Annotated in this window: 19 protein-coding genes; 10 read left to right on the top strand and 9 right to left on the bottom strand. The window is 71.0% G+C overall.

Annotated elements, in window-relative coordinates:
- Nucleotides 1–7: 7 nt before the first annotated feature.
- From ACQP2T_RS45790 to ACQP2T_RS45770, 5 genes are all read left to right on the top strand, one after another.
- Nucleotides 8–1,489 (top strand): carboxylesterase/lipase family protein, encoded by a 1,482-nt coding sequence (locus tag ACQP2T_RS45790; protein WP_433511112.1) that lies wholly within the window; start codon nt 8–10, stop codon nt 1,487–1,489.
- 93 nt (nt 1,490–1,582) lie between these two features.
- Nucleotides 1,583–1,966, top strand: coding sequence for a RidA family protein (locus tag ACQP2T_RS45785; protein WP_433511111.1), 384 nt, complete (start codon nt 1,583–1,585; stop codon nt 1,964–1,966).
- 71 nt (nt 1,967–2,037) lie between these two features.
- Complete coding sequence (locus ACQP2T_RS45780; protein WP_433511110.1) at nt 2,038–2,883, top strand: hypothetical protein; 846 nt, start codon at nt 2,038–2,040, stop codon at nt 2,881–2,883.
- 653 nt (nt 2,884–3,536) lie between these two features.
- Nucleotides 3,537–4,178, top strand: coding sequence for a helix-hairpin-helix domain-containing protein (locus ACQP2T_RS45775; RefSeq protein WP_433511109.1), 642 nt, complete (start codon nt 3,537–3,539; stop codon nt 4,176–4,178).
- A 1-nt stretch (nt 4,179) separates the two neighbouring features.
- Nucleotides 4,180–6,891, top strand: coding sequence for a ComEC/Rec2 family competence protein (locus ACQP2T_RS45770; RefSeq protein WP_433511108.1), 2,712 nt, complete (start codon nt 4,180–4,182; stop codon nt 6,889–6,891).
- A 428-nt stretch (nt 6,892–7,319) separates the two neighbouring features.
- Here ACQP2T_RS45770 and ACQP2T_RS45765 read toward each other — a convergent pair whose 3' ends face one another.
- From ACQP2T_RS45765 to ACQP2T_RS45750, 4 genes are all read right to left on the bottom strand, one after another.
- Entirely contained in the window at nt 7,320–8,210 is an 891-nt protein-coding gene (locus ACQP2T_RS45765; RefSeq protein ID WP_433511107.1) for a phosphotransferase family protein, read from the bottom strand.
- Nucleotides 8,207–8,485 carry a hypothetical protein gene (locus ACQP2T_RS45760; protein WP_433511106.1) on the bottom strand — a complete coding sequence of 93 codons (279 nt, stop codon included), beginning with the start codon at nt 8,483–8,485 and terminating at the stop codon, nt 8,207–8,209. Before ACQP2T_RS45760 ends, ACQP2T_RS45765 begins: the two co-directional genes overlap by 4 nt.
- A gap of 401 nt (nt 8,486–8,886) precedes the next feature.
- The gene (locus ACQP2T_RS45755) at nt 8,887–9,654 is read right to left on the bottom strand and encodes a helix-turn-helix domain-containing protein (RefSeq protein ID WP_433511105.1); all 768 of its coding nucleotides are present in this window, start codon (nt 9,652–9,654) and stop codon (nt 8,887–8,889) included.
- A gap of 311 nt (nt 9,655–9,965) precedes the next feature.
- The gene (locus tag ACQP2T_RS45750) at nt 9,966–10,523 is read right to left on the bottom strand and encodes a TetR/AcrR family transcriptional regulator (RefSeq protein ID WP_433511104.1); all 558 of its coding nucleotides are present in this window, start codon (nt 10,521–10,523) and stop codon (nt 9,966–9,968) included.
- A 73-nt stretch (nt 10,524–10,596) separates the two neighbouring features.
- On the opposite strand from ACQP2T_RS45750, the gene ACQP2T_RS45745 reads away from it, so the two are divergent.
- The 4 genes from ACQP2T_RS45745 to ACQP2T_RS45730 all read left to right on the top strand — a co-directional run bounded on the left by ACQP2T_RS45745 (nt 10,597) and on the right by ACQP2T_RS45730 (nt 15,216).
- A complete protein-coding gene (locus ACQP2T_RS45745) occupies nt 10,597–11,292 on the top strand; it encodes an alpha/beta fold hydrolase (protein WP_433511103.1) in 696 nt (231 codons plus the stop codon).
- Between the two features lie 195 nt (nt 11,293–11,487).
- Nucleotides 11,488–12,933, top strand: coding sequence for an ankyrin repeat domain-containing protein (locus ACQP2T_RS45740; protein WP_433511102.1), 1,446 nt, complete (start codon nt 11,488–11,490; stop codon nt 12,931–12,933).
- A gap of 42 nt (nt 12,934–12,975) precedes the next feature.
- Nucleotides 12,976–13,947, top strand: a complete 972-nt coding sequence (holA, locus tag ACQP2T_RS45735; protein ID WP_433511101.1) for a DNA polymerase III subunit delta — start codon at nt 12,976–12,978, stop codon at nt 13,945–13,947.
- A gap of 123 nt (nt 13,948–14,070) precedes the next feature.
- Entirely contained in the window at nt 14,071–15,216 is a 1,146-nt protein-coding gene (locus ACQP2T_RS45730) for an epoxide hydrolase family protein (protein ID WP_433511100.1), read from the top strand.
- Between the two features lie 41 nt (nt 15,217–15,257).
- Here the strand turns inward: ACQP2T_RS45730 and ACQP2T_RS45725 are convergent, their stop codons facing one another.
- The gene (locus ACQP2T_RS45725) at nt 15,258–15,779 is read right to left on the bottom strand and encodes a MarR family winged helix-turn-helix transcriptional regulator (RefSeq protein WP_433519919.1); all 522 of its coding nucleotides are present in this window, start codon (nt 15,777–15,779) and stop codon (nt 15,258–15,260) included.
- Nucleotides 15,780–15,855: 76 nt separating this feature from the next.
- Between ACQP2T_RS45725 and ACQP2T_RS45720 the strand changes: the two genes are divergently transcribed.
- Entirely contained in the window at nt 15,856–17,049 is a 1,194-nt protein-coding gene (locus tag ACQP2T_RS45720; protein ID WP_433511099.1) for an MFS transporter, read from the top strand.
- Here the strand turns inward: ACQP2T_RS45720 and ACQP2T_RS45715 are convergent.
- From ACQP2T_RS45715 to ACQP2T_RS45700, 4 genes are read right to left on the bottom strand one after another with little or no spacing between them, the layout of a single operon-like run.
- Nucleotides 16,991–17,704 carry an ABC transporter ATP-binding protein gene (locus tag ACQP2T_RS45715; RefSeq protein WP_433511098.1) on the bottom strand — a complete coding sequence of 238 codons (714 nt, stop codon included), beginning with the start codon at nt 17,702–17,704 and terminating at the stop codon, nt 16,991–16,993. The genes ACQP2T_RS45720 and ACQP2T_RS45715 overlap by 59 nt on opposite strands.
- Complete coding sequence (locus ACQP2T_RS45710; RefSeq protein WP_433511097.1) at nt 17,694–18,602, bottom strand: ABC transporter ATP-binding protein; 909 nt, start codon at nt 18,600–18,602, stop codon at nt 17,694–17,696. Before ACQP2T_RS45710 ends, ACQP2T_RS45715 begins: the two co-directional genes overlap by 11 nt.
- Entirely contained in the window at nt 18,599–21,199 is a 2,601-nt protein-coding gene (locus ACQP2T_RS45705) for an FtsX-like permease family protein (protein ID WP_433511096.1), read from the bottom strand. The genes ACQP2T_RS45710 and ACQP2T_RS45705 overlap by 4 nt, the downstream gene beginning before the upstream one ends.
- Nucleotides 21,196–24,243, bottom strand: a complete 3,048-nt coding sequence (locus ACQP2T_RS45700; protein WP_433511095.1) for an FtsX-like permease family protein — start codon at nt 24,241–24,243, stop codon at nt 21,196–21,198. Before ACQP2T_RS45700 ends, ACQP2T_RS45705 begins: the two co-directional genes overlap by 4 nt.
- Nucleotides 24,244–24,415 lie beyond the last annotated feature (172 nt).

The following is a 24,415-nucleotide window of genomic DNA, read 5'->3' as shown; positions in this document are numbered from 1 at the left end:
CATCACTGTGAACCACATCGTGACCACCGTGCAGGGGGCCGTCCGCGGTCTGCACCAGGACGACGGCACCGCGTCCTTCTTGAACATCCCCTACGCCGCCCCTCCCCGCGGCGCCGGCCGATTCGCCCCGCCACAGCCGCACGAGCCGTGGGACGGCGTACGGGACGCCACCGTGCCGGGACCCAACGCACCCCAGTCCGAGCGCAAACTCGGCAGCGTGGACATGTCCCCATACTTCGGCGCCGGTTGGAGCCGGGGGGAGGACTACCTCACCGTCAACGTCTTCACACCCGCAGCCGCGAACGGCGACCTGCCCGTCATGGTGTTCGTCCACGGCGGCGGATTCGTCGCCGGATCGACACGCTCCGCGCTGTACGACGGCTCCGCCTTCGCCCGCGACGGCGTCGTCCTCGTCACCCTCAACTACCGGCTCGGCATCGCCGGCTTCCTCGACATCCCCGGGGCGCCCGCCAACCGCGGCCTGCTCGACGTTGTCGCCGCACTGCGCTGGGTCCGCGAGAACATCGCCGCTTTCGGCGGTGACGCGCACAACGTCACCCTCTTCGGCCAGTCTGCGGGGGCGACCATCGTCGGCGGAGTCCTCGCCACCCCCGAGGCCAAGGGCCTCTTTCGCCGCGCGATCGTGCAAAGCGGCAGCGGCCTGGGGGCGTTCACGACCGAACAGGCCGCCCGCGTCACCAGCGCAGCCGCCGAGTATCTCGGCATCGAGCCCCGCGTCGACGCCTTCGCGGACATCTCTGACGAGCGCCTGGTCGAGGCCGCCTCCCGGCTCGCGGGCATCGACCTGCGGACCGACACGCACCACGACCCGCTGGTCGGCCTCAGCCCCTTCAGCCTGGTCCTCGACACCCAGCCCGCCGAATCCGTCGCCGCCGGACTCGGCGCCGACGTCGACCTGCTCATCGGGACCAACACCGAGGAGGGGAACCTCTATCTGGTCCCCGTGGACAAGTACGCCACCTCGACCGCCGCCGACGTCGACGACACGGCGGCGCGCTCACACCCGAATCCGGCGCGGCTCGTCGAGACCTACCGGAAGTCCCGCCCCGAGGCGTCCTTCGGCGAGCTGCGATCCGCCGTCTTGGGCGACGCCCTGTTCGGCGCGGGCAGCTGGGCTCTGGCCGGCGCACACGCCGCCCACTCCGAGTCCGCCACCTACGCTTACGAGTTCGCCTGGCGGTCGCGGGCCCTGGACGGAGAGCTCGGCGCCACCCACGCGGTGGAGCTCCCGTTCGTCTTCGATCTCGTGCGGCTCCCTCAGCTGCGGGGTGCAGCCGCCCTGCTCGGCCCCGACGAGCCCCCTGGGGAGCTCGCCTCCCGAATGCACGGCACCTGGGTCCGCTTCGCCACAACCGGAGCCCCCGGCTGGGACCCGTACGGCACCGACCGCCGGGCCACGATGCGCATCGACGTCGAGTGGACCCAGGTCGACGACCCCCGCGGGCAGGAACGACGGGCCTGGACCTGACCCCGTCGCACACCTCCTTCACTGGACCTGACCCCGTCGCACACCTCCTTCACTGGACCTGACCCCGTCGCACACCTCCTTCAAAGGCACACCATGACCAGAACCGTCATCACCACAGAGAACGCACCCGCTCTGCCCGCCCCGCTGTCCCAGGGCATCCGCAAGGGCCTCGTCCTGCAGGTCTCCGGGCAGCTCCCGCTCGACCCGAACACGGGCGAGGTCGTCGGTACCACGGTCGCGGAGCAGACCACACAGGCCCTGCGCAACGTCACCGCAGTGCTCAAGGCAGGCGGCGCGGGACTGGAGGACGTCGTGATGCTCCGCGTCTACCTCACCGATCCCGGCCACCTGTCCGAGATGAACGAGGCGTACGCCGCTGCCGTCGGGGAGCCGTTCCCCGCCCGCACCACCGTCTACATGCGGCTGCCGCCGGGACTGCTCGTCGAGGTCGACGCACTGGCAGTGCTGGACGACTGACCTCGGCACAGAGCAAGGCCGGACCGTCGTCTGAGCCGGCCGCACAATCCTGAGAGGCGAAGGAGGGCGGGATGGACGGTCGTGTCTCGAGGGCGTGCGCCAGCCTGAGGGTGTCGCCGACGGACCTGCTGGACGCCATGTGCGCACTGTCGGGGCGCCCATCGCCACCCTCGGCGCCTCATCCGGTACGTCGCGTCTACGGGCAGGTGCTCCTCGCGGTGGCGTCGCTGCCGCTGGGCGTGCTGCAGCCGGGCGACGTGAGCGCGGCCGCGGAGGTGCGCGTCGGCCTCTTGAACGCTGACGTCCCACCCCTGTCAGACGCGGCCGCCCTGTGCATCCAGCAGACGGTCGACGCCCTGGGGCCCGCCGACCTGTGGGCGCTGGTCCGCGGCACCGCCATGACCCTCGACGACCTCGCGTGGGGCGCCGCGGCAATCGTGGTACAGGGGCGTATGGAGCAGTCAGACCTCCTGGACGACCTCGCTGCGCGGACCCTCGTGGACGAGATCGCCGAACGGACCCCATGCCAGTGGGGACGGTCTCACGCCGACGCGGTACGCGCCACGCTGTATCGGACGCTGGCCGACCTCGCCGACGCCCTCCTGGAGGTGTCGGAGTCGACCCCGACACCCCTGGACTGGACCACCGACCACGATGGGAGGCGCGCCTCAACCGTGATCGGCGGAGTGGCCCACGACGTGCTGGTCCAGAAAGCGGAGAACGCGCCTCCTGCAGCGCAGTCCGTCTCGCACCACCCCTCGCCCCCTGCCGCACACACCACCTGGCAGTGGCGTATCACGAGGAGACCGGCCGGCCGCGCCTCCCACGGTCGCGGACCCTTCCCTTCCGCGCTCGCGGCACGGCACGCGGCCGAGTGCGCGATCACGGCACTCGCCGCCGGGAGATGCGGCCTGTGAGAGGCGTCGGGCACGCGGACCCGTGTCGACACCCACGCCTCACTCTCGTCACTGCTGCCCGGACAACCTGCTCGCCGAGACCAGCTTCAGGTATGGCAAGCCGGACGGGATCGGGCCTGACACCGTCTCCGCCTTGGACAACGGCCAAGCTCAAACCCTGTCTCGTCCACAGGGCCGGCTGACCGTGGTTCGGTTGTCCCCAGAACCTCGTTCACCCGCCTGCGGGTCCCTGCCGGTCTCGTACGTTCGCCGGCGTGCGCAACCACGATGCGACAGCCGAGCGGACCATCGCCGAGTCCCGCCTACGGTCGCTCACCAACCCCAGCCTGCCCGGCGGCGCACTCCAACGCCCGCACGACCCGCCTCCGCGGCCGAACCGTGCCCTGCGCGAGGCGCCCGTCCGGCCAGTCCCAGCCCTGGGCCAGGGGGCCGAGAGACCAGGCCCAACCCTGTCCCATGGGTCGGTCCCGGCCCTGCGCGAGGCACCTGTGAGGGCAGGCCGAGCCTCGCATGGGGCGCCCATGAGATCAGGCCGCGCTTCCACCCCGTACGAGCCGACGCAGAGGCCGGGCCGAGCGGCAGTTCCTAACGATCCGACGCAGAGGTCAGGCCGAGAAGCGGTCCCTGACGATCCGACGCAGAGGCCGGGCCGAATGACGGCCCCGATCCCGCCCTCGTTCGAGGCCTTTCGCCAAGCTGTCACCGCCAAGCCGCCCGCCTCGCTCGACCCCGGCAGGCCGGGCTTGCGCATCCTGATAGCCCTGGCCGTCCTGACCGCGGTGGTGGCGGGCGTGATCGCGTGGCGCTCCCAACCCACCCCAGAACCCCTCCCCGCCCCACCTCCCAGCCCGCCGGGACTCGCCACCCCATCTCCCACGGCCAAGGTGACCGTCCACATCACCGGCAAGGTCCGCAAGCCGGGCCTCTACACCCTCGCCATGGGCGCCAGGGTGGCCGACGCGGTGACAGCCGCAGGAGGCCCTGTCCGCAGCACCGCCATGTCCTCGGTCAACCTGGCCAGACGCCTGGTGGACGGCGAACAGATCGTCGTAGGCGCCCCACCAGGCTTCGCACCCGGCCTCGCCTCAGCCGACCCCGCCACCACGACCCTCGACCTCAATTCGGCCACCCCCGACCAACTCGAACAACTCCCCGGCGTGGGCGAGGTCCTGGCGGCGCGCATCGCCGATTTCCGTACCGCACACGGCGGCTTCACCAGCGTCGACCAGTTGCGCGAGGTCAGTGGCATCGGCGCGAAGAAATTCGAGGAGATCAAGGGAAAGGTCCGCGTCTGACATGCCCCACGGCCTCCGCACCTCACCTCACTCCTGGTCCCTGACCTTGCCCGCCCTCGCCACCTGGGCCGCCACCCTCACCCTCCTGAACTTCTCGCCGACCACAAGCCTGATCGTCTCCGCTGCCGCCATCGTGGCCGTGCTCGTGACCGTCCTTAACTTCTCGCCGACCACGAGCCTGATCGTCTCCGCCGTAGCCGCCGTGTCCGCGCTCGTGACCCTCCCCAGGCGTTCTCGCGTTCTCCAAACGGGCTCGCTCACTGGGATCGTGTTCGCTCGCGCTTTCTCGGGAGTGGTTCAGGGGTCCGCCCGGCGGCTCTGGCGCAACGTGGCCATCGCGACCCTCACCTGCGTCGCCGCGACCTCAGCCTCAGTGGCCCTGCGCGTCCACGCCGTGAGCACAGGCCCGGTGGCTGATTTGGCAACCCGCGGAGCACAGGTCACCGCCCAGATCACCCTCACCGACGATCCGAAGATCAGACGCCACCGAGGCGGACGCTTCACCCAGGACCGCATCGTCGTCCCCGCCACCCTGACCGTCCTCCAAACTCCAGCCGGCCTTGGGCCACCGCTTCGGCGAGGTGCGGCCGGCAGAGCAATCGTGAACACCCCTGTCGTCGTCTTCGCCCAGGGCCCCGAGTGGAGCAGCCTCCTCCCGAGCCAGAGCCTGGAAGTAACCGCTCGCCTGGCACCGGCAACCCCCGGTGACCTGATCGGCGCCGTCCTCCTCGTACGGGGGTCACCACGCGTCCTCACCTCCCCGTCATGGACCCAGGCCGCGGCAGGCACCCTCAGAGCGGGTCTACGAACGGCCGCAGACATACTCCCGGCAGACCAGCGCGGCCTCCTCCCCGGCTTGGTCGTGGGCGACGTCTCCCGCATGGACCCACAACTCACCGCCGACCTCAACGAAGCAGGCCTGAGCCACCTCAACGCGGTAAGCGGCGCGAACCTCGCGATCGTGGCCAGCGCCGTCCTGGCCTTCTCCCGCCTGGCCGGCCTCCCGCTCGCCCTGAGAGCCGTCCTCGCCGCCATCGCGATGCTCGCCTTCGCCGTGGTGGCCAGACCCTCGCCCAGCGTCCTGCGAGCCCTGCTCATGGGTATGAGCGCCGCCGTAGCCCTGGGCACCGGCCGGACCAAGGACGGCGTGGCGGCCCTGTCCGCGTCGATCCTGCTGCTCATCCTGTTCGACCCCGAACTGGCTCGTTCGTACGGCTTCGCCCTGTCCGTCTTCGCGACCGCCGGAATCCTCCTCCTGGCTCCCCGCTGGCGAACCCACCTCACAGGCCCCGACCCGGAAGAAACCCCCGCCCACGACGACCTCGCTGCCAAGAACCTCACTCCCACCTGGGCTGACGATGCCAGCCGTCTCAGCGACTCGGCACCCCACAGCGCCGATGCCGACACACCCGATGTCGTCCTCGAGTCCCAGGAGCCGCCCTCTAGCCCGATTCGCTCATCGCCAGGACGAGGTCGGCGCCGTCCGCGGCTGCCTCGGTGGGCGGCGGAGGCGGTGGCTGTGTCCGCGGCGGCGCAGGTCGCTGTGACACCGGTTCTCGTGCTGATGTCCGGCCAGCTGACCCTGGTGGCCATACCCGCCAACCTCCTGGCGGGCCCGGCAGTGGCTCCGGCGACCATCCTCGGGTTCGTCGCCGCGTTGGTGGCTCCCCTCTGGCCGCAGGCAGCTCAGTGGCTGGTCATCCCGGCAGGGTACGCCGTGGGCTGGATCATCCTGGTCGCCCAGTGGGCCGTGAGCATGCCACTCGCCACGCTCCCATGGCCGGGCGGTCTTCCGGGACTCGGGCTTCTGATGGTCGCCGTGGCCGTGACGATCCCCGTGCTCCGACGCCGTACCTGGAGAACAGCGGCCCTCACGATGGCCGCCGTGGCTCTCGTGGTCGCGCTCGTGGTTCGCCCCATGGCCAAGCCCTGGCCGCCCCCGAACTGGCTCATGGTCGTCTGCGACGTCGGCCAGGGCGACGGCATGGTGCTGGCGGCCGGTCCCGGTCGTGGCATCGTCGTCGACACCGGCCCGGACCCCGTCGTCATGGACCGCTGCCTGCGCAGGCTGGACGTACGCGACGTACCCCTGCTACTCCTCACCCACCCGCACGCCGACCACGTGGACGGCCTCCCCGGCGTGCTCAGGAACAGGCGTGTCGGCGCGGTCATCGTCAGCCCGCGACGCGTCGCCCCGCAGGAGAGCAACCGCATCGCGACCATCCTCGCCCGCCACCGGATCCCCGAATGGACACCTCCCTCGGGCAGCCGCTGGCAACTGGGCCCGTCCGAGATGACCATCCTCGCCCCCGACCCGGCCCAGGGTGACGCCGAGGGGCAGGGGGAAGGCAGCTTGATCAACAACTCCAGTGTCGTGGCGCGCGTACGCTGGCGAGCGGGCTCGGCCCTCCTGAGCGGCGACATCGAAACCGAGGCTCAAGACGCGCTGCTGCGGCGCCTCGCCCCGCGAGCGGACGTACTCAAGGTCCCGCACCACGGCTCGCGGCGACTGGACCCGGCCTTCTTCGCGTCCGTAGGCGCTCGCGCGGCGCTGATCAGCGTAGGAGCCGACAACGACTACGGCCATCCCGCTCCGTCCACGATCGCGCTCCTGCACCGCCTCGGCGCCCGCGTCTACCGCACCGACCGCTCGGGCGACCTGGCGGTCATCGACCAGGACGGACAACTGGCGGTGGTCGCCCGCGGCCCGTAGCCGGCACCGGTCCGTTCCAGTGTGCCGTTCTGCGGACGCCGGGACGGGACGGGGCGCAGTGCTGCGTCACCTGGCCTGGACGAGGGCAAGGCGAACGGCGTCGCCCCCGGCCTCGTGAAGAGGCGCCCGTCCAGGCGAAGGGCGCTCGCCCCCCTCCCGGCGAGCGCCCCTTGTCTGGGCGAGCGCCTCCGGCGCGGGCTCAGGCGGGAAATTGGCTCAGCACGTAAAACGGCTTAGCAGGTACGCGGAGCATCAGCAGCTCACCGCATACAGGGCTCAGCACGTCAGTGCCTCGGCAGGCGAATGGCTCGGCGTGTCAGTGACTCACGAGCTCAGCGGCTTGGCACGTGAACGGCTCAGCACCTCAGTGGATCACTACATCAGTGGGTCACTACGTCGGTGGCCCGGCTGGTCAGTGGGCCGGCACGTCACAGTGATTGCCGGTACGCGAGCCACGTCCTTCCCGCGCCCGCCGTCCTGGCCCGGAACTCGCGCCTCTCCTCCGGCCCGTACCGAGCCTTGTAGGTGCGGAATCGCGTCCACAGTGCGGCCAGCCCGATCACCGCGTCCGGCGGCGCGGACGACCACGACGGTATGTGGGACAGCAGTTCGTCCACCTCTGCCGGGGTGTGGCCGGCTTCGACGAGGTGGGGGGCGAGCATGGCCGCGTCGATCCAGGCCGCGCCCCGTGCGGAGAACGACCAGTCGATCGCGTACACACGGCCCTGTGAGATGAGCATGTTGTTCGAGCCGAGGTCGTAGTGGAGCAGCGTGTTGCCGCGGAGGTCGCGCGGTTCGAAGCGTTCGATCGCGGTGTCGTACAGGTCACGGTCCGCCGGGACGCCCTTGTCACGCAGGTGGGAGTGCTTGGCAAGGAGCGGGAGGATGTTGTCGATGACCGGCGCCGCTCCCCTGGGACAGGGTGTGAGCAGGGCGCCGAGCAGGGAGACCGTGTCCAGGACGGCGGGCAGGTCGGGGGAGCCGGGCGTCAGGTCGACGTGGCGGCTGTTGTCGTTGATGTACTCGAACACGGCCACCAGCCACCCATCCTGCTGCCCTCGCCACAGCAGGTGCGGTGCGGGAGTCTCGTCGGGCAGCACGTTCGCGGTCCATGACTCCGTACGGTGTGCCTTGGCAGCGGGCCCGGATGCCTCGACGGCCTTGATGAACACGCTGTGATTCTCGGTCTGTAACCGGGCCGAGATGCCGGGCATGGTGCTTTCGCCGGCGGGCTCCGCCTTGATGACCGGGCCGCCGCATTCGAGTTCTACCGTTTCGCGCACGCTCGCCGGGAGGTCTTCCCATTGCTGCCGGGTCATCGTAATCCTCCATTTCCGGAGACGTCGGCGCAGCCCGGGTACCACTGGCCGCGTCCGCCGTCTGAGATCAGCGGTTCGGCGTCGAGCGGGGGAGCGGGGGTGCGCAAGGTTCGTACGGTGGCGCCGGCTCGCTCGGTCGCGGGGCGGAGCGCTTCCCCGGCCAGGTCGTCGGTGCCGTGGTCGCGTGCGACTCGCTCGACCGGCTGATCGAGCGGGCCCTGGTTGATGAGGTCGCACGGGTGGGTCAGGGCCGGCGGGTCCAGCAGGAGGATCATTGCCGTGCTCCAGCTATGGGCGGACGCGCGGAGATTGTCCGCGGGTAGCGCGGGTGGGTGTGTGGTCGTGCCCGCGGGTACCGCGGATGAGTGTGCGGTGACGTTCACGGGTAGTGCGATCGGACGTGTGGAGGCGTCCGTGCGGAACGCGGGTGGGTGTGCGGTGACGTCCGCGGGTACCGCGATCGGACGTGCGGAGATGTTCACAGGTAATGCGGGCCGGCGTGCGGAGGTGTCCGCAGGTGAGGCGGTGGGGGACACAGCGACTTCCTCACGGAGGTGGTGCTTGCTTGCGGCGGCCGGGGTTTGGAAGTACGGGAGCCTTCCGACCGCCGCGAAGTGGTCCGCCTTGAAGGTACGAATCAGCGTTGTGGCCGCTCAAGTAAGTTTCGAAAAGTTTCTTAAAGATCTGGGCGAGCCGCGTCGATACAAGACAGCGCGAGCGGCCCGTAGACGGCCACTTCTGCCAGTGCGGTGAACGCCTTTTCGTAGACGGCGACGTCGTCCGGTTTCTTGATCCGGAACTGCGCGGCGACCCCGTCGACCCGGACCTCGGTGGCGTCGTACAGCCAGAAGTTCTCCGGCGGCATGACGGGCGGTTTGCGGCTGTAGGGCAGGATGCCGAGGCTGACGTAGGGATTGTCCCGGGTGTAGGTGGCCAGCCGGTCGAGTTGGGCGTTCATCCCGGCGGGGTTCACCATGGGGGTGCGTAGCGTCTGCTCGCCGAGTACGAACACGAAGCGCCGTACACCCCCGAGCGACTGCTGCTGCGCCATGCGCGCCGCCACGGCTCGGTCCAGGTCATCGGTTATGCCGCGGAAGGCGATGATCGTGGACAGATGGGCGCGGGCGTACGCCTCGGTCTGCAGCAGGCCGGGCACGGTGGAGTGCTGCCACACGCGTAATCGGGTCGTGCGCTCGTACAGCGGGATGAACGCTTCCTGGACCTGGCCCAGTCCATTCCGCTCCAGGCGCCGCCATTCGGTGTAGAGCGTGTCGATATGGCGGGCGGCGGCGAGCAGGTCGGGTATTTCGTGTTCGGCTCCGCACGCAGTGGCCCAGGCGCGAATGTCGTCGTCGCTCGGGACCTGCTGGCCGTTCTCGATTTTGGAGATCCGGGATTTGCGTCCGCGCCACCCCATGGCCTCGGCCAGGCGTTCGCCGGTCATGCGCCGACCGTCTGCTGTGTGCGCGGTGCGTAAATCTTTGAGCCGGATAGCGAGCGACATTCGCGCTTCCATGATTGTGCTGTGACTTGTCATGGGCCACCTCAGCTCGGGTGATGGAGTTTGCTTTGAAGCTACGCCCGGGTTCGACCCTCGTCTGTAGGGTTTCTTGAAAATCATGGAGAAACCATTGATTATGGTTCGGCCGGATGTGACCGTTGCTTCCGGCGGAACAGAAGCCACTCAGGTCAGCGGTCCGCCTGCCGGTCGATCGTCTCCAGTTCGACGCTGTCCTTTGGAAGGACCCCCACGGCTCACCTGGCGCGCAGCAGGCCGAGGAAGGCGGTGAAGGCCGCATCGGTGCGGGCGGTGTCGCCGGTGGCGTCGGTGTCCAGGAGGAGCCCGCGGACAACAGCGAGCACGGCGGTGGCCAGTGCGGGTGCCGCCGCGCCGTGGTGGGAGCGCAGCCCCTCCTCCAGGACCGTGAGCCAGTCGGTGGTGGCAGCTCTGCGGAAGTCGGGCCAAAGGGCCTGCCCGTCGGGCGTGTTGTGGACGGTGCCGAACAGGCGCAGGTAGGGCGCGCCCTCAGGGCCGGTCAGCACCCGCCAGGCTCGGGCGAGGGTTTCCTCGTACGGTTCGTCCCTGGGTGCGAGCGCTTTCCCGAAGAAGCCGAGCTGTCGTCGGCGGGCCTCGTCGAGCACTTCACGGAGCAGTCGTTCGCGAGTGCCGAAGTGGTAGATCAGCATGCGCGCCGTGGTGCCGGCGGCTTCGGCGAGCGGGGTCAGGCTGGCAGGCAAGCCGCGGGCCAGCACGTGGTCGGTGCAGGCGTCGAGGAGCGCCTTTCTGATGCCGGGCTGTGGCTTGCGTCCCATGACCCTCCTTTGACGTAATGCGCGTTACGCATATTATCGTGCCCAACCACGAGGGAAGATCCGGGAGGTCACGGTGCGGGTGGTGTTCGTCCACGGGGCGTGTGTACGTGACGGGGCATGGTGGTGGCACCGGGCGGCTGGAGAGCTGGAGGCGCGCGGCGTCCGGAGTTCCGCTCCGCCGCTGCCGAGTTGCGGGGAGACGGGGCGCACGCCCAGCGAAAAGGGGCCGACGCTGGAGGACGACGTGGCGGCCGTGCGCGAATGGCTGGCGGCGGACAAGGAGCCGACGATCGTGGTCAGCCACAGCTATGGCGGTGTTGTGGCCGGCGCCGCGGCGATGGGGCTGCCCCAGGTGCGGCATCTGGTGTACATCGCAAGTTTCCTCCCTGAGGTGGGCGAGAGCCTGGCATCGTTCGGCGACGGGAAACCCGCGCCGTACCTCGACTTCGGCCCTGACGGCACCTTTGGCGTGCGTGCCGAGCTCGCCACGCGGACTTTCCTGCAAGACTGCGATCAGGAGGCGGTGGAGGGGGCGCACGCGCGCTTGGTACGGCAGAGCGCCGCCGTCATCACCGCGCCGGTCCAGGCCGCCGCCTGGAAACAGATCCCGTCCACCTACGTCGTGTGCGCGCAGGACAACGGCACTCCTCCGGCGTCGCAGCGTGTCCAGGCCGAGCGGGCCACGCGCGTGGTCGAGGTGGTCGCGGGTCACCACCCTTTCCTGGCCCAGCCGAATGTCGTAGCCGGGCTCGTCCTAGAGCTGACCTGAGTCGGAAAGACGCGATGTGGCCGCCGGTAGACGGCGTGACCGACGACCGACGGCGTAGGGTGGGTGGTGCGCGCTCAGGGCGCCACCGGTCCGCGGACAGGGCTAAGCCCACCTGATGCTCATCGAACGACCCGGCCCGACCTCTTTTCCCGGCCTGATCATGCGGACGCCAGGCCAGACGGAAAGGAGGCCCTCGTGCCCATCCATCGCCTGCCCGACAACCCCAGCCTCGAACGTCTCCGCAAGCAGGCCAAGACGCTGCTTCAGTATGCGAAGGCGGGAGTTCCCGAGGCGCTCGGGCTCGTCGCCGAGTTCCATCCCCGGCCGCCGGAGACGCTCAAGCTGGCCGACGCGCAACTCGTCACCGCCCGGATGTACGGCTTCGCGAGCTGGCCCAGGCTCAAAGAACACCTCGGCACCGTCGAGCGCTACTCCCGCTCGCCGCACCGGGTCGCGCCGAGCGAGGAGTTGCCGGAGGAGTTCCTGCGGCTCGCCTGCCTCACCTATGGCACGGACTACCCGGGCCGGACCGCGGACGCCGACCTGCTGCTCGCCCGGCATCCGCGGTTGTCCACCGCGAACGTCTTCACGATGGCGGCCACCGGCTCGGCCGACGCGCTGGCCGGCGTACTGGCCGAAAATCCGGGGCTCGCGCGCGAGCAGGGCGGCCCCTTCGGGTGGGAGCCGCTGCTCTACCTGGCCTACGCGCGGCTCGATGCTCCCGGCCGGTACGTGGCCGCCGCCCGGCTTCTCCTCGACCATGGCGCCGATCCGAACGCCGGATTCCTGTGGGACGGACTGCCCACACCGTTCACCGTGCTCACCGGCGCGTTCGGCGGAGGAGAGGGCCACCAGCCACCGCATCCGCAGGGCCTGGCGCTGGCCAGGCTGCTGCTGGAGGCCGGAGCGGACCCCAATGACGGTCAGACGCTCTACAACCTCGGGCTCGGCGGCGCCCGCTCCGACGACACCGCCCACCTTCAGCTGCTGCTGGAGTTCGGCCTGGGCCGGGGCGCGGGCGGCCCGTGGCATGCCCGGATGGGTCCCACACTGCAGTCCCCGCAGCAGATGCTGCGCGACGAACTGGCCACCGCCGCGCTGCGCGGCTGCCCGCGGCGAGCCCGGCTGCTCCTGGCCCACGGCGCGGAGGTGGACGGCCTGGGCGGGCATCCGGCGTACGGCGGACACACCCCCTACGAGCTCGCCCTGCTGAACGGGCACACCGAGATCGCCGAGCTGCTCGCCGCGGCAGGCGCCTCGGCGGTACTGGACGAGATGGAGGCGTTCACCGCCGCCTGCATGCGCGCCGACGCCGACGCGGTGGCCGGATTCGGCCCGGAACCGCTGGCGCGGGCGCTCGAACGATTCCCCGGGCTGATCATCAGGGCCGCCGAGCAGCGCAAACCCGCGGCGGTACGGCTGCTGGCCGGTCTCGGCTTCGGCGTGAACCACCTGCGTGAGTCCACCCCGCTGCACGCCGCGGCCTGGAACGACGACGTCGAGACGGCCAGGGCACTGATCGAGCTCGGCGCCGACCCGGCGATCAAGGACACGGAGTACGACGCGACCCCGCTCGGCTGGGCCGAACACGGCGGCATGCACCGCGCGGCGGCGTACCTGCGAGGACTGGGGACGACGTGATCGAGTACCCGCTTGTCGGTGCCGCATGGCATGCTGCACGACATGGCGGCAACAGATCCAGCACTCGTGACCTTGGTCGTCGGCGACGAGGAGCTGCTGGCCGAGCGCGCGGTCAGCGAGGTGGTCGCGGCGGCGCGGGCGGCCGAGAGCGGTGCGGAGGTGCACGATCTCATCGGCGGGAAGGTGGCGCTGGGGGAGCTGACCCAGCTGACCTCGCCGTCGCTCTTCGGTGATCGTTCCGTGGTGGTGATCCGGTCCGCGCAGGATCTCGTCAAGGACGTCATCGCCGAGGTCGTGAAGTACGTGGCGCAGCCCTCCGACGACACCGTGCTCATCCTGGTCCACCCGGGCGGGGTGAAGGGCAAGGCGCTGGTCGACGGGGTCAAGAAGGCGGGGGCGCGAGTCGTCACCGTCAACAAGGTCACCAAGGCAGGGGAGCGGCTCGACTTCGTCAAGGGCGAGATCAAGCGGGCGGGGCGCGGCATTTCGGGCGATGCCGCGCAGGCGCTGCTCGAGGCGGTGGGCAACGATCTGCGGGAGCTGGCCGCCGCCTGCAACCAGCTGGTGTTCGACACGGAAGACAAGACGATCAACGCGGCGGCCGTGGCCCGCTATCACAAGGGGCGGGCGGAGGTCACCGGGTTCAACGTGGCCGACTCGGCGCTCGAGGGGCGGCTGGCCGAGGCGCTGGAGCAGCTCCGCTGGGCACTCGGCACCGGGGTGGCCCCCGTGCTGCTGGTGAGCGCGCTGGCGGGCGGGCTGAGGGGCCTGGCCAAGGTCGGCGGAGCGCCGCGCAACCTCAGGGGCGGGCAGTTGGCGAGCCACCTGGGCATGCCGCCGTGGAAGATCGACCGCGTCAAGCGGCAGCTGAACGGCTGGGGTCCGGAGGGCCTGTCACGCGCCATCCAGGCGGTGGCCGACGCCGACGAGCAGGTCAAGGGCGGCGGCGCCGACCCGGCGTACGCGCTCGAACACACGGTGCAAGTGATCGTCGCCAACCGCACGGGCCGGTAGCTGCCCGTACGGACTGATGGGTGCCACCCGCTCCGATAACCAATGGTCCGATAGCCGGCGCCCCGGTAAGGTCGCGAAGCGTCGGAGGGCGATGCGCGCCTCCTGTCGGTTGCTGGAGGGTATGTGAGCTGGTCGCCGTTTCGTATCGAGGTGCCGGACGACGTGCTGGACGATCTGCGGAGTCGGCTGCGTAACACGCGGTTCGGCGACCCCACGCGGCCAGGGGAGCAGGCGTGGCAGGGCGGCGCAGACCCCGGCTATCTTCGTGACCTGGTCGGCTACTGGGCCGACGGATTCGACTTCCGGGCGCATGAGGCCGAGCTGAACGTTCTGCCGCACGGCATCGCGCACATCGACGGCACGCGCACGCACTTCCTGAAGATCCCCGGCAACGGGCCCGCGCCCATGCCGTTGCTGCTGAGCCACGGGTGGCCGAGCAGCTTCATGGAGATGCTGCCGCTGGCGGCCCGGCTGGCCGATCCAGGACGGTTCGGGGGTGATCCGGCGGACGCGTTCGACGTGGTGATCCCGTCCATGCCCGGCTTCCTCTATTCGGAGCTGCCCGCTGAGCCGCTGACCAGGGCGGCGATGGCGCGGATCCTGCACGCGCTGATGACCGAGACGCTGGGCTACGAGCGTTACGGCGCGTTCGGCGGTGACATCGGCGGCGCGGCGACCGGGTGGCTGGGGGCGCTCTATCCGGAGCGGGTGATCGGGATTCACCTGATCCATCCGCCGTTCCCGGCGTCGCTGGAGGATCCGCCGCTGTCGGCGGAGGAGCAGGCGTTCCTCGACGCGGAAGCCGTCTATGACGAGGGTGACGCCGGCTACAGCTCCATCATGGGCACACGGCCCGACACCATCGCCGCCGCGCTGCTGGACTCGCCGGTCGGGCTGGCCGCGTGGATCGTGGACAAATACCGCGACTGGAGCGACTGTCACGGCGAGGTGGAGACCCGGTTCGACCGCGACACCCTGCTGACGATCCTCACCCTCTACTGGGCCACGGGCTCGATCGGCACATCGTTCAGGCAATACTTCGACTTCGAGCACAACACCGCCCGGCCGCCCATCACCGTGCCGGCGGCGGTCACGCTGAGCCACGAGCCGTTGATGGCCGACTTTCCGCGGTCGATGGCCGAGCGGGCCCTCACGGACATCCGGCAGTGGAGCGAGCCCGGCAGGGGCGGCCACTTCCTGCCCCTGGAGGAACCGGCCCTCCTCCAAGAGGAGCTGACGAGCTTCTTCCGCGAGCTCCGCCGCTCCTGACCGGCCGCGCCTTCCGCGAGCTCCGCCGCACCTGACCAGCGTCAGCGGGTGGATTCCACGTTCACCAGGAGGCGTTTGAGCAGGCCGTCCAGGGTCGCCTGCTCCGCCGGATCCAGCACGTAGACCATCGCGGCCTCCACCTCCCCCCGGATCCGCATGGCCTCCATCCACAGCTCGTGCCCTCTGTCCGTCAGCTCCACGTCGACCCGGCGGCGGTCGTCCGTGCTACGCAGGCGGCGTACCAGGCCCGACCTCTCCAGCGTGTCGAGGCGGCCGGTCATCCCGGCCGGCGACAGCATCAGCTCCGCGGCCAGCTCCGAAGGCGTCGCGGAGCCCGCCCTGGCCACCAGCCGATGCAGCGTCTCGAACTCGAAGTCCTGCATCCCCACCTCCGCCAGCGCCGCCTCCTTCGTCTGATGCAGGTGCTTGACGAGGAACTGCATCCGCGTCACGACCGCCTCCACCCGCTCGTCGTACGGCGCCCTGCCCCGCCACCGCGCCAGATGCCGATCGACAGAGTCACTGGAGTCGGAGCTGGAGCTAGAGCCGGAGCCCGCGTTCATCGAGTCCACCCGTCAATCTTAAGCCAGCAAGTATTTAGTTGACGAAACATTAGCCAGCGAATTAATGTCGCACCCCATGAGACTTCTGCTCGGGCGAGCCATCTCCGCCTTGGCCACCGCCTTGATCCCCACCACCCTCACCCTGGCCGTCCTCCGCACCACAGGCTCGGCCGAGGCCCTTGGTCTCGTCCTGGCCTGCGAATTGATCCCCCTCCTCCTGCTCCTCCCGGTCGGCGGGGTGCTGGCCGACCGGTTCCGGCCCGAGCGGGTGGCGCTGGTGGCCGACCTGGTCCGCGGCCTCTCCCAGGCCGCCATCGGGATCGAGCTGCTGATGGGCGTCGGCCGCGTGCTCGATCTGGCCGTGTTGTCCGCGGTGGCGGGGGTGGCGATCGCGTTCGGCATGCCGGCCGTGCCGAGGCTGGTCGCGGCCGTGGTGCCGGGCCCGGACCGGTTGCGGGTGAACGCCCGCATCGGCGTGGCCACCAGCACCTCCAGCGTGCTCGCGCCCGCCCTGTCGGGCGGCGTGGTGCTGGTGGCGGGCCCGGGGTGGGCGGCGTTGCTCACCGCCGCGCTGTTCGCCTGCTCGGCGCTCACCCTTGGCGGAGTCCGTACGGCCAAGCAATCCGAGAGAGCCCGGAACACCTTCGCCAAGGACCTGGCCGAGGGGTGGCGCGAGGTCAGGACACGGCCGTGGTTCCTGAAGTCGGTGCTCGGCCATGGCGTATGGCACTTCATGGCCGGGTTGTTCCTCACCCTCGGCCCGCTGACCGCGGTCAAGCACCTCGGCGGCGAGGCCAGCTGGGTGCTCATCGTGCAGTGCGGGACGGTCGGGCTGGTCGCGGGGGTGTTCCTGGTGCCGAGGCTGCCTGTTCGCCGGCCGCTGGTCGTCGTCCAGGTGGCCGCCGCGCTGTACCTGCTGCCGTTGGTGGCGCTGGCGCTGACGGCGAACGTGGTGCTGATCGCGGCGGCGTACTTCGTGGCGATGTTCGGGCTCGGGCTGCTCAGCCCGTTGTGGGAGACCGTCGTCGCCGAGGAGATCCCCGAAGGCGCGCTGGGGCGGGTGCGGGCCTTCGATCAGCTCATCTCGTTCGCCTCGCGGCCGTTCGGGCTGGCCGTGGCGGCGCCGCTCGCGGGCTTCGTGGGCATGACCGGGCTGCTGCTGGCGGGAGCGGTCGCCGTGGCCGTGGCGAACCTGGCCGCGATCACGTCCGTCAAGCCTCCAAGGACCGGCTCTCCAGAGGAGCGGCCTCCCGCAGGACTCCGTCGCTGATCTCCAGCACCCGGTCGGCCAGCGTGATGAGGCTCGGATCGTGGGTGGCGACGAGCGCGGTGACGCCCTCGCTGCGGACCAGGGCGCGCAGCAGCTCCATGATCTGCCGCCCGGTCTGTGAATCGAGTTGTCCGGTGGGCTCGTCGGCGACGAGCAGCCGGGGCCGGTTGGCCAGCGACCTGGCGATCGCCACCCGCTGCCGCTGGCCGCCGGACAGCTCGTACGGCCGCTGGTTGACGTGCTGTTCCAGCCCGACGAGGGAGAGCAGCACGCGCACGCGCGTCTCCCGCTCCGCGGCCGGGGTGCGGGCCAGCCGCATCGGTACGCCGACGTTCTCGGCCGCCGACAGCACCGGGATCAGCCCGAACGACTGGAAGACGAACCCCACCACGTCTCGGCGCAGCGCCAGCAGGTCGTCCTCGGACATCGAGGTCACCTCGGCCCCCGCCACGACGACGCGCCCGGCGTCGGGCCGGTCGAGCCCGCCGATCTGGTTCAGCAGGGTCGTCTTGCCGGACCCCGACCGGCCGCGGATGGCGATCAGCTCGCCGGGGTAGGCCGAGAACGAGACCTCCCGCAGCGCCACGACCTCCTTCGGCCCGGTGCGATAAGTCTTGCGCACCCCCTCGACGACAACCAGGGGCTCACTGCTCATTGGAGGGCTCCTCCCGGGCCGGCCACACGCCGATGTGGTCGGATTCGAGTTCGAGGCGCACCCGGCGTTCCATGTCCAGGGCGTTCATGAAGTCGCGGGGCAGTTGCAGCCGCCCCACGCGGTCGAGCACGGCGTACTCCTCGGCGACGCCCTCGCGGCGGAGCGTCTCGCTGCTGGTCCGCCCGTCGCGGATGCCGATCGTACGATCGACGCGCTCCGACACCAGCGGGTCGTGGGTCACGATGACCACGGTCACGCCCAGCTCGCCGTTGGCCTTGCGCAGCGCCCCGAACACCTCCTCCGAGGTCTCGCTGTCCAGCTCACCGGTGGGCTCGTCGGCCAGGACGAGCTGCGGGGAGTTGGCCAGGGCGACGGCGATGGCGACCCGCTGCTGCTCGCCGCCGGACATCTCGGGCACCTTGCGGTCCGCGCAGGAGGCGACGCCCATCAGGTCCAGCAGTTCGGCCGCGCGTCCCCGCCGTGCCTTACCGGCCAGTTTCATCGGCAGCTCGACGTTCTCCCGGGAGGTCAGGTACGGGAGCAGGTTGCGCGCGGTCTGCTGCCAGACGAACCCGACGATGTCGCGCCGGTACCGCAGCCGGTCCTTCGCGGTCATCGACAGCAGGTCCGTGCCCGCCACCCGGGCCACGCCCGCCGTGGGCACGTCCAGGCCGGACAGCACGTTCAGGAGCGTCGACTTGCCCGACCCGGAGGCGCCGACGACGGCGACCAGCTCGCCCTCCTGGATGAGCAGGTCGAGGCCCTGCAGGGCGACCACCTCGACGCCCTCGGTCTTGTAGATGCGCACCAGGTTGTCGCACACGATGTGCGCGTCCCCGCCGAACGCGACCTTCTTCTCGGCGGCCTTGGCTTCCAGCTCGGACAACGTTGGACTCATATGAGGTCACCCACTCGGAGTACGGCGCCGAGGCTGCGGCGGCGGCTGATGGCGGTGTGCGCGTAGGTGCCGAGCACGGCGACGGCGGTCAGCCCGGCCGCCAGGACGACCGGCATGACCGGGTCGGCGGAGTAGTCGCCGACGGCCAGGTCACCGGCGTAGGCGGACAGGTCGATGCCGGGCCCGAGCGCCGCGGGCAGGCCGAGGCCGAGCGCGAGCCCGGCGAGCGAGGTGATGAGGATCAGCGGGAGGATCTCCAGCACGGTCAGGCCCCGCGCCTGGCGGTCCGACAGCCCCAGCGTGCGCAGGAACGACAGTGCCCTGGCCCGGTCGGCCGCGCCGATCACCAGCGTCACCAGCACGGCGATGAACGCGTAGACCGCGAGCGCGATGGTGGTGATGAGCAGGATGTTCTGGACGGTGCCGGTCATCGGGTCGTCCTCGATCGCGGCGAGGGCCTGTTCCTGCGAGATCAGCTCGGCCTTGGGCTGTCCGGTGGCCGCCAGCAGCGCCGCGTGATCCGGCTCACCCATGATCAGCAGGGTGTTGACGCCGGGCCGCTTGTTCGTCGCGAAGGGCAGCACGATGAACTTGCCGCGCGGGTAGAAGCCGGGCAGCGAGGCGATCTCGCCGGCCGTGGTGACCTTCATCCGCTCATACCAGGCGATCTCGAACGTGCCGCGTCCGCGCAGCTCGCTGGAGACCAGCACCGGGATCCCTGAGGCTCCCGAGGCGGTGAGGGGCACGCTGACCGGCGCGCCGTCCAGCAGCCGCCGCCATTGGGCCACGTCGACGGCGATGACCTCGGCCCGCTCGCCGCCGTAGCCGATCTGCGCGGTGGCGGTCTGCGCGGGCACGAGCAGACGTACGCCGGGTACCTTCCGTACCCGCTCGATGGCGTCGGGAGGCAGCTCCACAGGAGAGGTCAGCTTGATCGGCGCGCCGACGCTCTGCCAGGACGCCAGGCGCTGCGTGGTGGACAGCCCGCCGGAGATCACCGTCCCGAACACCGACACTGCCAGCGCGGGCAGCAGGATCAGCACCGGCAGCACGCTGGCTGATCTGGCCCGGGCCGCCCTGGTCAGGCCCAGGAAGGGCACGGCGAGGCGGCCGCGCGCGGTCAGCCGTACGAGCAGCTTGAGGGGGAGGGGATAGCAGCGGATGGTGATCAGCGCGGCGGCGACCGTCAGCGCGACCGGTACGAGCATGAGGAACGGGTCCTGGACGCCGGTCGTCAGGCCGCGGGTGCGCAGCAGGTACGCCCCGGCCAGCGCCAGACCGACGACCAGCACCTCCAGGGTGATCCGCCGGGCCGACGGGCGGGCGGCGGCCACGTCGTCGCGGCGCTCGTGCAGGGGCGTGCGGTGCGTCACGGCCAGCCGCGCGGCCGCGTAGCCGATGGCGGTAAGGGGCACGAGGGCGGGCCCCACGTGGGCGAGCCACGGCACCGGCCCCGGCACCAGGAAGGCCAGCCCCCACCCGGCCAGCGCCGCGGGCACCACCGCGATCACCACGAGCGCCGTACCGGCACCCGCCACCTGCCGCAGCGACCCGCCGCGCGCCCGCGCCAGCGCGAGCGGGTGATCGATCCGCTCGGCCAGCAGTTGTACGGCCAGTACAAGCACCCCCAGCGCCACGACCAGCAGGCCGCCGAGCACCAGGAACATCACGGTCTGCGCGGTGCCGAGCGCGGTCCCGAACTTGTCCAGCAACCCCGGCAGCTCCGTCTCCAGCCGATACTCACCGTCGGCGCCCGCCGGTTGCAGGGTGACCACGTGCCCGTAGTCCTCGATGGCGGCACGCAGCTCGGGCAGGTCGAGAGAGGCGGCCTCGGTGGGATCGACCGGCAGGATCCAGCTGTAGAGCAGGTTGCGGTCGGCGCCGCTCAGGGCGGCCAGGCCGGCGGACGAGATCAGCGCGGTCGTGCGCCGCTCCAGCTCCAGCTTGCCGGGCGGCTGGATCTGCGTGACGTGCAGGACGTCGGTGTCGTGGCTCCAGTAGCGGGCGCCGGGGTCCTTCGCCCTGAACACGCCCACGATCTTGACGGCGGCGTAGTCGCTCTCACCGAGGATCCGCACGTCGCCGATCTTCAGCGGCATCGTGGTGCGGGCCTCCTCCACGATGCCCACCTCGAACAGCGGGATCTCCGTCCCGCTCCAGCGCATGGTCGTCGGCTTGCCCGGCGCCCGGCCGTCGACCCACTCGACCCGCCGCTCACTGTCCGACAGCCAGCCGAGGTTGATGTAGGTCTGCCCGCCCGACAGATGGACCGGCGTGTCGTACGTCTTCGCGCTCATCTGGCCGGTGGGCGAGACGAGCGGCCGCAGCTGCGGCGGTACGAGCGAGCGGAGCCGGGCGTCCCTGGAGGCGAACTGGCCGGGCTCGCGCAGGTCGTCCGGCCCTCCGCGTGACCTGGTCCGCACGGTCAGGTCGGCCTGCTGCGCGGGCGCGTCCTGGAGGGCCTGGTGGAGCGCTTCGTCGTACGAGCCCTGCAGCACCCGCGGCAGCCCCGCCAGGAGCAGACAGGCGCTCAACGTCAGCAGGGACAGCATGGCCATCGCGCCCAGATACGCCTGGGCCAGGCGCAGGATCTTCACAGGTCCTCCTGACGCTGCCCACGCAGATTGCGGGCCAGTACGGCGACGATGCCGAGCAGCACCGCGGCCACCAGCGCCAGCATGGCCGCGGTCGCCGCCCACGGGATGTCGAGCAGCACGTCCGGCGTGACGGCCGCGGCCTGCCCGGTGAGCACGATGTGCGGCACGACCAGGACGCCCACGACGACCGCCAGCGCCGTGCCCGCCACCAGCGACAACCCGATGACGAACGCCTGCTCGACCGCCAGCAGCCCGAACACCTGCCGGTGGCTCACCCCGAGCGCCCGCAGGATCGTGAACTCGGCCATCCGCTCCCGCGCCGCGACGGTGGCGTTCACCACGAAGCCGAGCGCGGCGAACGCCAGCGCCGCCGCGAAACCCAGGATCAGCGCCCCCTGCAGCCCGCTGGCCAGCGGGTCGTCCCGCAGCCGCTCGGTGAGCTCGTGCTGGTCGATCGCGGTGACGTCCCACTCCGGCCGCTTCTTCAGCGCCGCGAGCGCGGGCCCGGTGTCGCCGTCGTGGGCGGCGAGCCACCATTCGGTGGCCGGTCTGGGGATCTCTCCCGCCGCCAGGCCGTACGCCTGCAGGGTGGCCCAGTCGGCCAGTACGGCGGGCTGGTCGGCGGCGGTCGTCGGCATCCGGTCGACCAGGCCCGCGACCTTGACCTCGACGATCCGCCGGTCCAGGTTGACCCGGCCCACCTGGCCCGCCGAGAGCTTGAGCGAGGCGGCCAGGTCGGTCGTGAGCACCACGGGCAGCGGGCCGGACAACTCGCCGAAGGCGACCGCGACCGGTTGTGATCCGGTCGCCTTGAGCGAGATCGGGCGATCCGCGCTCAGACCGGTCACCGTGACCTGCGCGCTGCCGCTCTCGGGCGGATTGGCGACCAGGCCGTGGACCGACAGCGGGTAGGCGATCTTCCCGGTCCGCCCGGCGATCTCCGAAAGGTCGAGGTCGATCCGGTTGTCGCCCGGACGGAGCAGGCCCAAGGGCAGCTCGCGCCATACGCCGAGCGCGTCCGAGACCATGATCCGCAGTGTCACCGCGGCGTCGGCGCGGGCGTGCAACGTGAGCGTCGTGGGCCGGCCCGGCAGCTCCAGCGGGGCACCTCGCGGCCGGCCCGAGCCGAGCACCCGCGCCATCTCCGCGACCGATCGCGCCGACAGGTCGGGCCGCAACTGGAAGAGCCGGTCGAGCTTGCCGGCGTCGAGGCCGAGCAGGACCGCGCCCTCGCCGCTGAGCTGGACCGGGCCGCGGAAGGCGGGCGAGACCGCCGTGACGCCCGGCAGCGCGGCGAACGCGGTGCCGCGCCCGAACGTGCCCAGCTCGGGACCGTCCGGCGGCCCGGAGATCCGCAGGTCGGCCCCGGCCTGATGGCGGGCCTGGTCCTGCTGGGAACCACGCCAGGTGGCGGCCGTGGCCATGGACACGATGCCGATCGCGATGGCCATGGTCAGCAGCAGCGCGGGCCCGGCGTACTTGAGCGGCCGCCGGCTGACCTGCCAGACGCCGAGCGCCGGGGCGAGCGTGGGCCGCCTGGCGGTGATCCGCTCGGCCAGCTTCGAGACGCGGGGCACCAGGCGCAGGCCCAGCATGCCGCCGGTGAGCAGCGCCAGGGCCGGTCCCGAGACGATGAGCGGGTCGATGCCGAGGTCGCCGGCGGCGGTCCCGGTGACGGGCGCGCCGTAGCGCCGCAGCTGCCAGATGGCCAGCCCCGCGACCACCAGCAGCGCCAGGTCCGCCCCCGCGCGCTCGATCAGCCCGCGCCCGCCGCCGCGGCCACGCGCCGACTGCTCCTCCACGTAGGTACGCCGGGCGCCGGCGAGAGCCGGGAGCATGAGGAGTACGGCCGAGGCCAGGGCCACGCCGATCGAGACCGCGAACGTGCCCAGATCGGGCGAGGGCGTCAGCCGTACACCGGAGGCCCTGATCCAGGGCAGCGCGTTGACCAGGGCCAGCAGCGGCGGGCCGAGGAAGGGCGCGACGATCGCGCACGGGAGGGCCACGAGCAGCGCCTCGCCGCCCGCCAGCGCGGCCAGCCGCAGCGTGCCCGCGCCGCGCGAGCGCAGCAGCGCCACCTCCATGCGGCGGTGGTCGGCGAGCAGGCGGGCGGTGAGCATGAGCGCGTACGCGGCCAGCAGCAGCAACTGCAGGACCGGGATCAGCATGGTGGAGCGGGCGACCAGGGCGGCGGTGCCGAGCTGGGCGAGCATTTCCGGCAGGCGGCTGGTGGCGGTGCAGCTCGCGCAGCCGTTCGCGTGGAGTCGGTCGCGCAGCTCGGTCACCCGGGCGGCGAACGGCCGCAGCTGCTCCGGTGACAGAGCGCGCAGGTCGGGGACGGCGGTCCAGGTGGCGTTGACGTTCGTGGCGAAGCGGCTCAGGAACGTCTCACGGGAGACCATCAGCGGGCCGTAGGTGGTGTACTCGCCCGTCTCGACGCCCCTGGTGAGCAGCTGCTCGCCGGTCCAGCGGTCGCCGAACGGGTCGTTGAGCTGGAAGACGCCGGTGATGCGGACAGTGACCGCCTTGTGGTCGAGGCGGCCTTCGGTGGTGAGCTCCTGACCCGCCTTGACGCCCATCGCCGTGGCCGCCGACAAGGAGATCGCGGCCTCGACCGTCTTGGGTTCGGTGGCGTTCGGCCAGGTGCCGGAGACCAGTTTGGCGTGGGCGTCGAGGCCGTCATAGCTGCCGAACCTGAGCAGTTCGGGGGTTTTGCGGCTCTCCTGGCCCGGCCGGACGTAGGAATCGGACCGGAAGGCGGTCGTGATGGCGGCGGGCGCGCCCGCGTAGGCCCTGGCGAGCTCGGCGCGGATCGCCCGGTCGAGTGCCGGGAACGTCTCGCCGGTGACGGGCGCGGCGATGGTCGCGGCCACCTGGCCCAGCGGCGCGGTCTCCATCGTGCGGCGCACGCCCACCTCGGCGATGGTGGAGGCGTACATGGTCAGCGCGACCAGAGTCGTGGTGGCCAGCAGGATCGACCCGAACGCGGCCAGCAACAGCAACGGCTCGCTGAACGCCCGCTTGACGACCAACGGCCCCCGCATGTGCCCCCCTTGCCCCGTTTAGTGAACCTTTGGGCATTCAGCTGGGGGAGGGCAAGGTGATCTTCGCAACGGTGACAGACCTGATGCGGCGGTGTGATATCGAAATCGTGACACAAAAAACGCCGCACCCCTTGACGGTGGTGCGGCGCTCTGGCGCCTCGCTCTTCGGTCG

This window comes from Nonomuraea sp. CA-143628, assembly GCF_050942315.1.
In the GTDB taxonomy this organism is placed as follows: Bacteria; Actinomycetota; Actinomycetes; order Streptosporangiales; family Streptosporangiaceae; genus Nonomuraea.
This window is presented reverse-complemented; position numbering and strand designations above follow the sequence as displayed.